The 15,312-nt window shown below is 49.8% G+C and carries 10 protein-coding genes and 1 pseudogene; 6 read left to right on the top strand and 5 right to left on the bottom strand.

The features are described 5' to 3' along the window. Positions 1 to 196: 196 nt before the first annotated feature. The 3 genes and pseudogenes from fghA to ACN4EG_RS12610 all read right to left on the bottom strand — a co-directional run. On the bottom strand, positions 197 to 1,048 hold the full coding sequence (gene fghA / locus ACN4EG_RS12620) for an S-formylglutathione hydrolase (protein ID WP_431629886.1): 852 nt from the start codon (positions 1,046 to 1,048) through the stop codon (positions 197 to 199). A gap of 77 nt (positions 1,049 to 1,125) precedes the next feature. Continuing rightward, on the bottom strand, positions 1,126 to 2,235 hold the full coding sequence (locus tag ACN4EG_RS12615) for an S-(hydroxymethyl)glutathione dehydrogenase/class III alcohol dehydrogenase (protein WP_431629884.1): 1,110 nt from the start codon (positions 2,233 to 2,235) through the stop codon (positions 1,126 to 1,128). Between the two features lie 151 nt (positions 2,236 to 2,386). Beyond that, positions 2,387 to 2,536 (bottom strand): annotated as a pseudogene (locus ACN4EG_RS12610) (IS701 family transposase); the annotation flags it as partial. A 479-nt stretch (positions 2,537 to 3,015) separates the two neighbouring features. Here ACN4EG_RS12610 and ACN4EG_RS12605 point away from each other — a divergent pair. After that, a complete protein-coding gene (locus ACN4EG_RS12605; protein ID WP_431629883.1) occupies positions 3,016 to 3,888 on the top strand; it encodes an urease accessory protein UreD in 873 nt (290 codons plus the stop codon). 157 nt (positions 3,889 to 4,045) lie between these two features. Here ACN4EG_RS12605 and ACN4EG_RS12600 read toward each other — a convergent pair whose 3' ends face one another. Continuing rightward, the gene (locus tag ACN4EG_RS12600) at positions 4,046 to 4,978 is read right to left on the bottom strand and encodes a branched-chain amino acid ABC transporter permease (RefSeq protein ID WP_431629882.1); all 933 of its coding nucleotides are present in this window, start codon (positions 4,976 to 4,978) and stop codon (positions 4,046 to 4,048) included. 640 nt (positions 4,979 to 5,618) lie between these two features. Here ACN4EG_RS12600 and ACN4EG_RS12595 point away from each other — a divergent pair. From ACN4EG_RS12595 to ACN4EG_RS12585, 3 genes are all read left to right on the top strand, one after another. Beyond that, entirely contained in the window at positions 5,619 to 8,369 is a 2,751-nt protein-coding gene (locus ACN4EG_RS12595) for a glycoside hydrolase family 9 protein (protein ID WP_431629880.1), read from the top strand. Between the two features lie 613 nt (positions 8,370 to 8,982). Then, complete coding sequence (locus ACN4EG_RS12590; protein ID WP_431629879.1) at positions 8,983 to 10,668, top strand: AIPR family protein; 1,686 nt, start codon at positions 8,983 to 8,985, stop codon at positions 10,666 to 10,668. A gap of 282 nt (positions 10,669 to 10,950) precedes the next feature. Then, positions 10,951 to 11,358 carry a GFA family protein gene (locus tag ACN4EG_RS12585; protein ID WP_431629878.1) on the top strand — a complete coding sequence of 136 codons (408 nt, stop codon included), beginning with the start codon at positions 10,951 to 10,953 and terminating at the stop codon, positions 11,356 to 11,358. Positions 11,359 to 11,426: 68 nt separating this feature from the next. Here ACN4EG_RS12585 and ACN4EG_RS12580 read toward each other — a convergent pair whose 3' ends face one another. Beyond that, a complete protein-coding gene (locus ACN4EG_RS12580; protein WP_190573333.1) occupies positions 11,427 to 12,560 on the bottom strand; it encodes a cob(I)yrinic acid a,c-diamide adenosyltransferase in 1,134 nt (377 codons plus the stop codon). Between the two features lie 739 nt (positions 12,561 to 13,299). Between ACN4EG_RS12580 and ACN4EG_RS12575 the strand changes: the two genes are divergently transcribed. Together ACN4EG_RS12575 and fraC are read left to right on the top strand one after the other, a co-directional pair. Beyond that, positions 13,300 to 14,583: a glycoside hydrolase family 10 protein gene (locus ACN4EG_RS12575; protein WP_431629877.1), complete on the top strand. Its 1,284-nt coding sequence runs from the start codon at positions 13,300 to 13,302 to the stop codon at positions 14,581 to 14,583. Between the two features lie 125 nt (positions 14,584 to 14,708). After that, the gene (gene fraC / locus ACN4EG_RS12570; RefSeq protein WP_431629876.1) at positions 14,709 to 15,266 is read left to right on the top strand and encodes a filament integrity protein FraC; all 558 of its coding nucleotides are present in this window, start codon (positions 14,709 to 14,711) and stop codon (positions 15,264 to 15,266) included. Positions 15,267 to 15,312 lie beyond the last annotated feature (46 nt).

The raw sequence follows: 15,312 nt of genomic DNA, 5'->3' as shown, positions 1-15,312 counted from the left end.
TCGGGGCGCTATCGCAATCGCAGGAAGCGGTTTGGACTCCGGCTCAATTTGATTGCGGGTCTACTCAATTTTGAACTGGCACAAGCCACTTGATTCATGCAGGAGGTCTATTGATCCAACAAAGTTGATCCAACAAATTAATCGTTCTCTGCCAGAGACTTAGGAATTGAGCCCAAGGATTGAGCCTAGCAGAGAATCAAGGCTGACAAAGGGCTTTAGTATGGTGGCGAAGGTGATCTTCTACAAATGAGGCAATGAAATAGTAACTGTGGTCATAGCCTGTTTGCAGACGGAGAATTAACTCCTGGCCCGAAGTTTCGCAGGCAGTCGCAAACGTTTGGGGCATTAGTTGATTTTCTAAAAACTGATCAGCAGTACCTTGATCGATCAAAATAGCATGTTCTAACTGCACTGTCTTCACCAATTCCGTGGCATCATACTGAGTCCACAAAGCCCGATCGCTGCCTAAATAGTGGCTAAAGGCTTTTTGCCCCCAGGGACATTGCATCGGTGCCACGATCGGTGCGAAGGCAGAGACCGATCGATATTGCAACGGATTCCGCAATGCACAAACCAACGCCCCATGGCCACCCATGGAATGGCCGAAAATTCCACTCCGGTTAGTCTGTACCGGAAAATGTTGCGCAATCAGTTGCGGCAGTTCTACGGTGATGTAACTATACATGCGATAGTGCGATCGCCAAGGTTCCACGATCGCATCGACATAAAAGCCTGCCCCGCTGCCAAAATCCCAAGAATCATCTTCCCCCGGCAAATTGAGCCCCCGAGGACTGGTATCAGGAGCCACTAGCATTAAGCCAGACTCAGCCGCATAGCGTTGGGCTCCAGCTTTCACCATGAAATTTTCTTCTGTACAGGTCAGACCAGAGAGAAAATACAGCACCGGAACGGGTTTCTCTTTAGCTTGGGGCGGCACATAAACCGAAAAACGCATGTCACAATCGCAAACCGTCGATCGATGGCTATAAAATGCCACCGTTCCACCAAAACAAGAAGATTGAGACCGCTGGACAATCGTCTCTAGCATACTGACCTCATCGGAAACACAACACTTGAGAAAATGCTAAGACAGTCATTATGACAGTGATTGCGACAGTGATTGCGTTAGAACGTGATCACCGTCCGAATGCCATGCCCTTGTTTCATGAGGGTGAAAGCATCGTTAATCTGATCGATCGGCATCACCTGCGTAATCAGATCATCAATGTTGATTTTGCCGTCCATATACCAATCCACGATCGTGGGCACATCCGTCCGTCCCCTAGCTCCCCCGAAGGCGCTGCCTGTCCACGTCCGTCCCGTCACCAGTTGGAAGGGGCGCGTACTAATTTCTTCCCCAGCACCAGCCACACCAATAATTACACTGACGCCCCAGCCTTTGTGGCAGCATTCCAACGCCTGCCGCATCACGTTGATATTGCCAATGCATTCAAAGCTGTAATCAGCACCGCCCTTGGTCAATTCCACTAAGTAGGCCACTAAATCCCCATCAATGTCCTGGGGATTAACAAAGTGGGTCATGCCTAATTTTTCCGCCAGTGCCCGTTTCTTAGGATTGGTGTCCACGCCGACGATCATGTTTGCGCCGACCATCTTTGCACCTTGGATGACATTTAAGCCAATGCCCCCCAAGCCGAAGACCACCACATTCGATCCCGGTTCCACCTTGGCGGTATTGACCACCGCCCCAACGCCCGTCGTGACGCCGCAGCCAATGTAGCAGACCTTATCAAAGGGTGCATCCGATCGAATTTTTGCCAAGGCGATTTCCGGCACTACGGTGTAGTTAGCAAAGGTAGACGTGCCCATGTAGTGGTGAATCATTTGGCCGTCGATCGAAAATCGACTACTGCCATCGGGCATGAGGCCGCGTCCCTGGGTGACTCGAATTGATTGGCATAAATTGGTTTTGGGATTGAGGCAATACTCACATTCACGACATTCGGGAATATAGAGCGGAATCACATGATCCCCTGGTTGAAGTGACTTGACCCCTTTACCCACTTCTACGACAACTCCTGCGCCTTCATGGCCCAGAATTGCCGGGAATAAGCCTTCTGGATCCCGACCCGATAACGTGTAAGCATCGGTATGGCACACGCCCGTTGCCTTAATTTCGACCAGAACTTCACCATCTCGAGGAGGTTCAAGCTGCACCGTTTCAATGCTCAAGGGCTCCCCAGCTTCAAAGGCAACTGCCGCTTTAACATCCATTTCTAACTTCTCCCGAATCGTAAAACCTGGTGAAATACCGATGTTCTAATCTTGACACTATCTCCCAAACATTCCAATGGAGTTACATAATGTTCCGTTACATTTATCCCTTTTTTGTTACTACGGTCAGAGAGAAGATGTTCAAGTTCCGTCAAGCGGCTTTGAGAACTGGGATTGGCAGAATCTGGAAGGTATCCATCCAATCCATCAACTGATGCAAACTTCGTTTGAGTCCCGGCACTGGAAAAACCTGTAGCCATCGTTCTAACCAGGCCCAACACCAATAGGGTTGCAGCAGTAAGGGCACAGCGTATAAATAAAATCCCAATTGGGGTAGGGGTAGGAGAGTAAAAGGGTCGGAGGGTAGGGGAATGAAGAGGGGATATTATTTCTTTGCAAATCCCTAACCAGTAGATAGGCACTGAAAACCAATTCCCACCAGCGTTCAATACTGGCATAATCGGTCAGGCGATAATCATGCCACCCCAGTTCATTCTTCCCTTGCTTAAAGCCGTACTCAATCCAGGTTCTCAACTTTACTCTCACTAAAGTAACAAAAGAGGGATAGAAATCGGGCTGATATGGGGCCTATTGTATCCCAAGGCTTATTTGCATTCCATTGCCTAGGCGCATCCCATCGTTTTGATCGAAGGTTAGCGGGACAGAACGCACCAATGAACGTCGAGGAAAATTGGTCGGTCAAATTATTGGGAATGGTATGGTAATAATGCTATCCATTGTGAGGATGCAGATGGAATGTTTTGGCCTTAGGTAATCTCTGTGTCTGCGATCGAATCCCCCATCAATCCACCGACTGCGAGTTCCAATTGGCAGGGACGATTGAACCTGCAATTTCAGGCTAGCAATGGCCAAACGCGGCTGACCCATAGCCAAGCGATCGCGCCGTACAAAGTTCAGCGATCGTTTGCCCATCGTGACGGCACCTGCCAAGTTGTGATGCTACATACCGCCGGAGGTATGGTTGGGGGCGATCGCTTAACCACCGAAGTGACGATCGGGGAGCAAGCAAATGTTCTCCTAACCACTGCCGCTGCCGCCAAAATTTATAAATCCACCGGAAACCTCACCCAGCAGACCGTTCAGATCACCGTCGCTCCCAATGCTTGGTTGGAATGGCTTCCCCAGGAAACGATCGTCTTCGATCGCGCCCAATATCGTCAGGATTTGCAAATTGAACTGGCACTGGGGGCGCAGGTTGTACTGTGGGAAATCACGCGCTTTGGCCGCACGGCAGGGGGCGAGTACTTTACTCAAGGCGATTGGCGATCGCACACCGAAGTTTGGCAAGCCGGAACGCCCCTCTGGATCGATCGGCAATGGCTCCCCGCATCCCCAGAAATGCTCGCCAGTCCCCACGGACTGAACCACTGTCCGATCGTCGGTACCTTTGCTTGGATAGGGCGATCGCTGGAAAAAGCCGACCTGGAAGCGATTCGGCAACTCTGGGAACCGATCGCGGCTCGCTATCCTGGGGATCAATTGGGCGTCACCCGCTTACCGCAAGGCTTGCTTTGTCGCTACCGAGGCCATTCCAGTACGGCAGTGCGACAGAGCTTCATCCAGATTTGGCAATGGATTCGATCCCGCCAAGGCCGCCCCTGGGATGAACTTCCCCGCGTTTGGATGCTGTAAGTTCTCTGACCGCTGTTAGCGATCAAGGGTTTCGCTGACGGATGATCAGGTGTTGTGAATGATGTCAATGGTCGATCGATTTCTGATCAATGGTCGATCGACGAAATTTAATCCATAACGCGCATCATGACAACGCGCATAATTACAGCGCACATGATTACATGGTGCCGCGAAACAGTCCTTGGGGACGTAATAGTAAGACCAACATCATGATTAACAGTGCAATGCCGATTTTGTAATCTGGACTCATTAACTTGACGATCGGCGCGAGGACTGGATTTTGTAATAACGTCAGATAGGCATCTCCTAGGATCTGCCGCATCCCAGCCCCCACTTCCTGCGCCAACCCGATGACAAAAGCACCCACGATCGCGCCGTAGGGATTACCAATACCTCCCAGAATCACCGAGGCAAACAACGGCAGAATTAAAAACCAACCCATATTGGGATTAATTTTTTCAATCAGCCCCAACATACTGCCGGAAACTGCCGTCAGCCCCGCCGCAATCACCCACGTCCACAGGATGACCCGATCGACTTTAATGCCCGTCACCCGCGCCAGATCAATGTCATCGGCCACCGCTCGCATGGCTTTACCAATTTTGGTATTTTGCAACAGGTAATGCAGTCCCCCGATCGCCGCAAGCGCCATTCCCATCACCAACAAACTGTTAAACGGCACCCGCACTCCCCAAAAATTGAGCGTTTCCGCCACAGGCAAATCATAGTTTTGTGGACTCGCGCCCCACACCATAATCACCCCATTGCGAATTGCCAGGGCAAGGCCGATCGAGATAATGATCAGCGTGGTGGGCGTTGTCCGTTGTTTGCGCATGGGTGCCCAGAGGAACTTGTCCGTCAGCAAGGCAAACCCAATGACCACGATCGTAGACAAACCCATGGCTAACCAGATATTCAACCCGAGGCTATTGAACAAAAACGTTAAGTAAGCAGCAAGGGTCATCAAATCCCCGTGGGCAAAGTTGGAGAGTCGCAAAATGCCATAGGTCAGGGTCAGTCCCACCGCAGATAGGGCCATGATGCTGCCAAGGGACAGGCCATTGACGATCGGTTGAACCAGTTGCTCCATTGCCAAGCACCGAATGAAGGAGGATATCGCCCTTGATTGTCTCTGAATCCTGCGCCTTTGGAAAGGGGCTGTGGCGGTTGCTGAGCGAGGCGATCGCTGACTGGAGTAGGGCTTGGCAAGATTAGTCTCAGGGGATTCACTGAGTTGATCCCCCCTGACGCCCGTGATTACCGCTGGTGCTTTAATATTTCTTTAAAAAGAAAATCCGGTATTTAACGGAAAATTTGGGATACCTAAGTGATAAGTCAATCATAATTAGTAATCAGTGACTAGTGATGAGTGACCAGTCATTGATGACCCGTTATCCCTGATCGGTCATCTTTGATCGGTCAGTTGTTTCCTGTTGCTTTCTGTGCTCGTTTTCGTTGGATTACCTATTGACTATCCATTCTGTGCTGAGACTGTATCTGTGCTAAGACCATCCATTCTGTGCTGAATCTTTTCTACTCACGCTAACTCGTCATTCGGTGCTGAATCGTAATGATTTGCTGAGCCTGCGTACTGAGCCTGCGTACTAAGACATTGCTGAGCCTGCGTAAGACATTGCTGCTGAGCCACTTTGTGCTGAGCCGTTCTGTGCTGCGCATTGCTCGCAGATTGCCCCATGTTCTTTCTACTACTTGTGTAAGGAGATTCGGCCATGCTATCCACTGCATCGGTTACATCGTCGCTCAGTTTAGGGGGCGGCACGGGACTTAAAGCCGACTATTACGATAATTCCGACTTTACCAATTTGAAACTGACCCGAACGGATGCGACGGTGAATTTCAATTGGGGTTCGGGAGCCCCCGCATCGACGATCGGGGTAGATACCTTTTCTGCCCGCTGGACAGGACAAGTCCAGGCCGTCTATTCCGAAACCTACACCTTTTACACCACGGGCGATGATGGCATTCGGTTGTGGGTGAATGGGCAACAGTTGATCAATGGCTGGAAAAACCAGAGCGCAACGGAATATAAAGGCACGATCGCGCTGCAAGCGGGTCAGAAATATAATATTCGGCTGGAATACTATGAAAATGGCGGTAATGCGGTGGCCAGACTGGCTTGGTCTAGCGCCAGCCAAGCCAAGCAAATTATCCCCCAAGCTCAACTGTTCAATACCATTCCCGTTACAGATACGATCGCGCCCACGGCCACCGCAGCTTCTACAAACATTACAACTGCCACTGCCAATGGTTACACCTTTACCGTAACCTATAGTGATAATACAGGCATTGACGTTAGTAGCTTGGATAGCAGTGATATTCGTGTCACAGGGCCGAATGGCTACAGTCAACTAGCGACTCGCGATGCCGTTAATAGCACCACCAACGGCACCCCGCGCACAGTGACCTACCGGATTACCCCACCGGGGGGAGGCTGGGACAGTGCAGACAACGGCACCTACACGATCGCCCTGCAAGCCAATCAGGTACGGGACATCAATGGCAATTGGGCCACCGCAGGTATCTTGGGCACGTTTTCAGTCAATATTCCCACTGTGACTCCAGGACGGTTTAACTACGGGGAAGCGTTGCAAAAGTCGATTTATTTCTACGATGCCCAACGATCGGGCCGTTTGCCGAGCAATAATCGCGTTGAGTGGCGCGGGGATTCAGCCTTGCTGGACGGTTCCGATGTGGGGCGGGATTTGACCGGTGGTTTCTACGATGCGGGCGATCGCATTAAATTCAGCCGCACGATCGCCTATTCTGCCGCGATGTTGTCCTGGGGCTGGCTAGAAACGCCGACGGCCTATCAGTCCACTGGGCAGTCGTCCTTTTTGCTCAGTGATATTCAATGGGCCACGGATTACCTGCTGAAAGCGTTTACCAACGATACGCCGGGGCAGTATGAGTTCTATACCCAAGTGGGCAGCATGGGCAGCGGTCGTCGCGATGATCACCAAAATTGGGTACCCGCAGAAGTCATCCATGAAGTGACCGATCGGCCTTCCTATAAAATCAATATCCAGACCCCCGACTCCGCGATCGCGGGACAGGCGGCGGCAGCCTTGGCTTCAGCGTCGATCGTCTTTCGGCAAAATGGCAATGCCACCTATGCCAATACGCTTTTAACCAAAGCAGAACGGTTGTTTGACTTTGCCAATACCTATCGCGGCATGAACGCCCAAATTGCGCCCAACGGAAGTCGAGATACGTCATCGCCCTATCAAGATGTGAGTTTCTACGATGAATTGCTCTGGGGAGCCACTTGGTTACACAAGGCAAAACTGGCTCAAAACAATGCCTACGGCAATAGTTATCTCACCCGTGCGGAACAAATTTACAACGATGGTGCTGCCGGATCGATTCGGGGAAATTACACATCCGAGCAAAGCTGGCAATGGGTCGATAAAGGAGCCAAGGTATTGCTAGCGGAATTGACTAATAAAGCAGTCTATCGCACAGAAGTGCAAAATTATTTGGATTACTGGACAGTCGGCTATAACGGACAGCGGATTGCCTACACCCCCGGTGGTTTGGCTTGGCGGGATGCCTGGGGTTCCCTGCGCTACGCCACGACCCAAGCCTTTGTCGCCTTGGCCTATAGCGATTTAGTGTCTGACACGACGGTGAAGTCGCGCTATCAGAATTTTGCGGTGCGGCAGGTGAATTACGCCTTGGGGGACAATCCCTATGGTCGCAGTTACATGTTGGGCTTTGGAGCCAATCCCATGACCTCGGTACACCACTCCACCGCCAACGGGCCTTGGGCAGGCTGGAACCAGTTCACGTCCAGTACGAAACCCCGCCACATCCTCTATGGTGCGTTGCTGGGGGGGCCGAACCAGCAGGACGGCTTTACGGAAGATATGACGAACTACCAAACCAATGAGGTAGCGATCGACTACAACGCGGGACTAACGGGGGCTTTAGCGCGATTGTATAGTCTGTATGGTGGCAATCCTTTGGCCAGCTTCCCCGCGCCGGAAACGCGCAGTGATCAGTTCTTTGTGGAAGCGAATGTGAATGCGACGGGCAGCAATTTTGTGGAAATTAGAGCTTGGGTGAATAATCAATCCGGTTGGCCTGCGAAGGTGACGGATAAGCTGTCTTTCCGCTATTACTTCACGTTGGATAATGGTGTGAATCCCGCGAATTTAACGGTGACGATTCCCTATTCGGAAGCGGCAGTAACCAGCCAAATTCGCCAATACCGCGACAATATCTACTACGCAGACATTAATTTAACGGGAACTAAGATTTTCCCTGGGGGGTATGATGCCGCTGGCAAACCTACCTTCCGTAAGGAAGTTCGATTCCGCATCAATAGCCCACTGGCTTGGAGTTCTGGCAATGATTGGTCATTCCAAGGCGTTGCGGGGACGGGCAGCCAGCCAATTAAGGTGCGCAATATAACGGTGTATGACAACGGCGTGAAGGTCTTTGGGGTTGATCCGGTGTAGAGCTTTCTTAAGGGTTTGGGAGGAAGCAAGGAGCCGTTGGATTCCCGCAAGACACAATTCACCGATTCCATACGTTACGGTATGCGGATCAGATTCATTGGCGTCAACCGATGCCGATCGTCCATTCCGATGGACAATACATCGGCATATTGAGTCGCGAACAGCTGCAATCGTTATCGCAGCATCAGTGTCCCGCAGGTTGGTTTAGCAGTCTGTGGGCACTTTGGTTAGGGAGATCGGGGTTCTAGCAAAAGTAACTGGCTCATTTTCCCAGGAACCCGTCCACGGAAGCAGAGAGGGTGGTCATTGAGAGCGATCGGGGTGTTTTCTCCCTCATTTGTGTGATGCAGAGTTCGATCTATCTTTCAGGTGGATTCGTGGGCAGTCGTTTTCCGGCAAAAATCTAGAAAAACTTCATGATTAGCCCAGCCTAACCGATCGTCGCACCTGACTGGCAATGCTAAACTAGTTTCAGCAACAGCAACTCACAGCAGGTGAACTTTGCGTTATGCCACCTTCAGTTATCGGTAGGGTTAAATTTTTTATTTAAAGTTAAGATTGGTGACAGGTTAATTATTCGGCTACTTATGCAGTAGCTTTCAGTATAAAAAGTATGAGTGCTATTCACTTACGCCAGATTAAGGCATTTCTGGAGCAAACTTTTTCTGAAAAGATTGACATGAAGGACTGGAGCAAGAAATCTGCTGACAGCCGAGAGTTATCTTTTCTGTCAAGGAGTCTAGCTGCATTTTCCATTATGCATTTGACTGATATTTCTGCTGAAGAAGCATCAGTCTCGATCGTAGATGGAGGTAAAGATAACGGAATTGATGCAATCTTTTATGACAAAAGGGAGCGTGTGCTTTATTTAGTTCAATCTAAGTGGAAGCAAAATGGTTCGGGTAGCTTTGAGAGAGGTGACTTGCAGAAGTTTATTTGTGGTGTTAAAGATTTAGTCAATGAAAGATTTGATAGATTCAACAAAAAGGTTCAAAGTAAAGCTGATGAAATTGATGAAGCATTGAATGATTCTGACACCAAGATTATGCTTATCTTAGCGTATACAGGACAAGATTCATTAAGTGCAGAAGTGAAGCAAGATCTGGACGATTTTGCACGAGATACTAATGATGCAACAGACTTGATGTTTATTAAAGTCTTTGATCAGAAGTATATTTACTATGCAGTAGCTCAGGATTCCAAGGGAGTGCCTATAGACTTTGAAGTAATGCTATATGACTGGGGGCAAACTAGAGAACCATATCAATCATTCTACGGGCAAGTTTCCGCGGCGGAGTTAGCAACTTGGTGGGAAAAGTTTAATACGAAACTCTTTACGCCGAATATACGAACTTATTTGGGGGAAACTGATGTTAATAATGGCATTATTGAAACTCTAAAAAAATCACCTGAAAAATTTTGGTATTATAACAATGGTGTAACGGCACTATGTTCTTCGATTCGGAAAAGACCTATTGGAGGTTCCAGTCGCGATTCAGGGGTTTTCGAGTGCAAAGATGTTCGAATTGTCAATGGGGCACAGACAGTTGGCTCCGTTGCACGAGCATTTACTCTATATCCAGACTCGGTACAACAGGCAAAAGTTTCTATACGTTTCATCTCTCTTGAAGATTGTCCTGAAGACTTTGACCGAGAAGTAACACGCTCCAATAACACCCAAAATAGAATCGATAGCCGGGATTTCATTGCTCTCGATCCAGAGCAAGAGCGAATTCGTAATGAACTCCGCCTTGAAGGAATCATTTATGCTTATAAAGCTGGAGAAATTGCTCAACTGAGAGAGAAAGGTTTTGAAATTGAGGAAGCAACTCTAGCGCGTGCTTGTTCATTTAATGACGTTACATACGCTGTTCTAGCTAAAGGCAAAATTAGCAGACTTTGGGATGATATACAGAAAGCTCCATATAAAGCCTTATTCAATGGTAGCGTTACTGGCCCATCACTTTGGAGAGTAGTACAAATTATGCGTCTAATTAGTGAACAACTGGATAGAGAGAAACTAGAACGGAAGAAAAACAAAGAGCATCTATATCTTGTTCATGGAAACTTGTTCATAGCCCACGTAACTTTTAGAGCCATTCCAGAGAATTTAATTAAGAGTTTGGATAATGTAGCAGAAGATGACTCAAGAATAATTCAGAAAACGACCTTGCGTGTTTTAGATAGTGTTATTAGTTCTATAAATACACTTTTCCCAGACGTATACGCAGCTAATCTTTTCAAAAATCTCAAAAAATGCAGAGAATTGCTTGATTTAACTATCAGCAATCTGTCCTAACCTCCTTCGCATTATCGGCATAACATAGTCCCTGAGGCTGACAGCACAAGGGTTATCGGTGAAAATTCAAGTTTGTCTGCCGCCGTACAACTTCGACGTTATCTGGTTTTGAATCGCTGCTGATTGAGTTGTAGGTGGCAGTAATATAGCTTTAAGGAAATCAACCACTAGATACAGTATCCCTTAAGATCATGAGTTGGAGGAAAATGGACAGGATACAAACTGCTTCTAACTTGAGCCACTACACTTTAAATTGGAACCGTTTACCTGGAGGACAATGACATGGTAACAGGCAGTTGTCTTTGCGGTCAGATTGCATACGAAGTAGAACTCATACCAGAGAAGACCTTTAACTGTCACTGTTCCTTCTGCCGCAAAGCTCATGGCTCTGCTTTTGCAACCCTAACCCTTGCAAAAGGGGATACCCTCAAAATCACAAAAGGCGGAAACTTACTCAAAGAATATAAAAACGCTTTGAATGGCTACAGAGCATTTTGCTCAAACTGCGGAACCAGGTTGATGAATTACCCGCAAGATAAATCGCTGTATCTCGCGATCGTTCTTTCCACAGTAGATACCCCGATCGACTTCCATCCTGTGGCCCATGTCAATGTGGAGTCTAAAGCCCCTTGGCATGAACCCTACGAAGGCATTCCATCCTTTCAAGCGCTACCCGATGGGATTGTATAATCGAGCGATCGCAGATTAATTCAATGGGTGATCAGAGTCAGCAGATTTGTTCTGACACCAGCAACACTCTAAAAATCCACACCCCGCTTCAAATCCACCCCGCGTGCTGCATAGTGCTTGTGGCACACCATTTCTGAATGCACACTGGCCAAGTCAAAATAAGCCGGATGATTTTTGCAACGCCCAGTGATAATCACCTCGGTATCCTTGGGCTTGCGCAGCAACGCCTGCACGATCGGTTCCTCAGGCAATAACTCTAGATCGATCGTGGGATTTAACTCATCCAAAATAATCGTCTTATACATCCCCGACGCGATCGCCGACTTGGCAATTTCCCAGCCCCGCTCCGCCTCCACATAATCAATATCCTGCTGCTGCCCCCGCCAAACGATCGCATCCCGGCCCGATCGTTGGTGATCGACCAGGTTGGGGTAACTTTGGCGCAGGGCTTGAATCGCGCTGTCCTCTGTGTAACCCACGCCACCCTTGAGCCACTGCATAATCAGCACCCGATGGGACTTGTCCTGACTAATGCCTCGCCCGATCGCCTGCAATGCCTTACCCAACGCACTCGTCGATTTTCCCTTCCCTTCCCCGGTATAGATCTCAATGCCTGTAATGCCTTGCCCCTCTGGTAGCGTGTGATAGTGCGGCTTCATTTCTGAATGCAGATCGGCAATATCCACCAGCGCCTGGGGTGCACCCCGACCCGTCGCAATAATTTCCATATGCTCTGGTTTGCGTTTCAGTGTCCGCACCACTTCATCCACAGGCAACAGTCCCAAATCCAACACCGGATTCAGTTCATCCATCACCACCACGGAATACAGCCCCGACGCAATCGCCCCCTTAGCCACATCCCAGCCCCGTTGCGCTTCTAGGCGATCAAACTTAGTAATCTCCTCCGCTCCAAAAAATTCCGCCCGCCCCGTACGCACTTGGTCGATCAAGTGGGGAAAGCCCCGTTGCAGCGCCTCGATCGCGGCATCTTCGTCGTAGGTACGCCCCGGCCCCTTCAAAAACCGCAACAATAACACCCGCGTTTGGGAAAAGGTCTGGATGCCTAGGCCGATCGATCGAAGCACCACCCCCAAGGCTGCCTGGGACTTACCTTTGCCCGCCCCATCATAGACATGGATCTGCCCGACCAGTCGTTCCGTCCGATCCTGTGCTGTACGAATGCCAATGCCTGTCCGAACCATAGGTCTATTAACGAGAAGGGCCAACGAAAGGGAAACTTCAGAACCGTCGCATTCTGAGAAAGATTGCTCAGTCGGCTAGAGCAAGAGGTTCCCAAGCCGGAGGAAGGCTGAGAGAATTAGGCCAAACCGACCAGAGCAAGGGTGATTGGAAATGTGAGCATATCTTAGCGAACTTTTGCGTTTTGGAACAGGATTTTATTGAAATCAACACTAGATATAGTGTCTATTTTGCCAACCCAAGACAGAAGTAGGTGTTGCAGGTGTGAACGTTGCAGGCATGAACGTTGCAGCGGGGAAGGGAGACGATGATGGCTAAAGGCAGGAAAATGCCAGCCAAACCAAGGTTTATCCTGAAGCTAAGCCCCGATCGATGAAACCAGAGGATAGGTCATTTCGCCCCTTGTGCCCTGACGGTGGGGAATCACGGGTTGAAAGCTTGAAAGCATGGTTGGCCATCATCCGTTGGCAATAACCGTTGCAGGGAACAATTTGGACGATTGTCATTTCAACAATCAACAGTAGCGTGCTCCAGCGTCTGTTCTATCACTTGCCCCAGCCGTTGAATTCTCCCATTCACCGCCCGCGATCGAGTTCCCAAGCAGAGAAAAAGGATCCTTGTAGACTGGAGAGCAATCTATCCAGAGTGATCAACATGGATCCCGGTTGCCTAGCAAGTGCCGCTGCCTAGCTCGCTTAAATTTGCTTTCTCCTGATTGATCGTGCACTTCTGTAGATACCCATGAGCATCTTCTCCTCCCTTCCCTTCCCCCATCCTCCAGCGTCCCGCCGTTCCCATCGGTCTACCTCATTGTGGCGATTGCGTCTTCGGCTACGATGGCTGTGGCCCATCCTCTTTCTACTGTCCTGGGGGATTGTCCTGCTGTCAGGGATGCCTGCGATCGCCCAGTTGGATGCTTTTCCCATCGCGCCTCCGCCCCAATCCCCCCGGCAGGAAATTCGGGGCGTGTGGATGACCCTGAACGACATGGACGTGATGCAGGATCGCCAGCGCACCCAGGAGGCCATGGGCCAACTCAGCAGCCTCCACTTCAATACGATCTATCCCGTCATTTGGAACTCGGGCTATGTCATGTACTCCAGTCCCCTAGCCCAACAAATGGGGATCCAACCTTTTCTATACCGAGGATCCGACGGCCACGATATCTTGCAGGATCTGGTGAACCAAGCCCATCATCGGGGTTTGCTAGTGATTCCCTGGTTTGAGTTTGGCTTTATGACGCCGGAAACTTCAGAACTGGCGATGGCCCATCCCAATTGGCTGACTCAGAAACGGGATGGTAGCCAAACCTCCGTTGGGCCTGCCGGAGAAGTCGCTTGGCTCAATCCCTTCCATCCTGAAGTGCAACAGTTCATTACCCAACTCGTCTTGGAAGTCATGGATCAGTACGACATCGATGGCATCCAGTTTGACGACAATATGAGCTTGCCCCGTGAGTTTGGCTACGATCGCTACACCAGCGAACTCTATAAGAAAGAAACGAAAAAAGCACCTCCCACTAATCCCGCTGACGAGGCTTGGGTTAAGTGGCGGGCTGACAAAATTACCGCCTTCATGACCCAGTTGAACCAAGCGGTCAAAGCGAAGAAGCCCCAAGCCATCTTCTCCGTATCCCCGAACTACTACGACCACGCCTACAAGTTCCATCTCCAAGACTGGCTGAACTGGGTGCGTAAGGGGATCGTGGATGAACTGGTGATGCAAGTCTATCGATCGGACTTGCAAAGCTTTGCCGCCAAATTGTCTCGTCCCGAAGTGCAAGAAACCCAGCAAAAAATTCCCACCGCGATCGGCATCCTAGCGGGCCTGCGCAATAAGCCCGTTTCCATCCAGCAAATTCAATCGCAGGTGTGGGCAGCTCAACAGGCGGGCTTAGGGGTCTCGTTCTTTTACTATGAAACCCTGTGGGATCAGTCACCCGATCCCTTGGCCGATCGCCTCGCGGGTTTCCAATCCCTTTTCCCCAATCCCGCCGCCCGCATCGCAGGCTCAGTGACCCATTAACCTCACCGCTAGAATCTCCATGGCGGATCTTGAGTTTCCCTGCCAAAGTTCCCGACCAAAGTTTCCGTTCCAAATAGAGAGAACGCGCGTAAAATCGTGGGAACAGAGCGCTAAGTTGGGTCGAAATGCCACCGATCACCACGTATACCGATGTTTTGCCCCTGCGGGCGATCGCCTTTCAGTTACTGTTTCTGATTTTGGCGATCGCGGTTGAGGCTGCCGTTTTGAACGTCCGGCTGGATTTAGGACGCAAAGTCAGCATGCAGTATGCCGCTACTATCAATCTATTTACGACGGTATTAGGATGGATAGTTTTCTTTGTCGTAGAACCTTTGCTGCCAGAGTCCTCGCGCATCATGGTTGTTGAGTATGTATTTTTCGGGATCAAGTCAATTCCTCCAGCCATGATCGGCGTTGGGTTTGCAATTTTCTTGGCCACATTTTTACTCAAATTACAGGGCATTGAATGGCTAGAGTTGCTCCTGGAAAAAAATAAGATCGTAGAGAAAAAGAGCAATGAGCCCCCTAAATTTAAAGGGCGTCGGCAACAGCAAAACCCCGTCTTTGAGATCGAGGCAAACCGCCCCTTAGCAGTTCTTTGGGCCAATGCCTTCAGCTTTACGGCGATTAGCATTATTTTGGCCATTCGGATTCTGGTTCCCCCGTTGCCCGTGCCCCGGTAGCTCTAAGCTTGGGTGGCTCTAGGCTTTGGTAGAGTTCACTAGATCG

Origin of the sequence: Alkalinema pantanalense CENA528 (genome assembly GCF_050753345.1) — a bacterium.
GTDB lineage: Bacteria > Cyanobacteriota > Cyanobacteriia > Leptolyngbyales > Leptolyngbyaceae > Alkalinema > Alkalinema pantanalense.
This window is presented reverse-complemented; position numbering and strand designations above follow the sequence as displayed.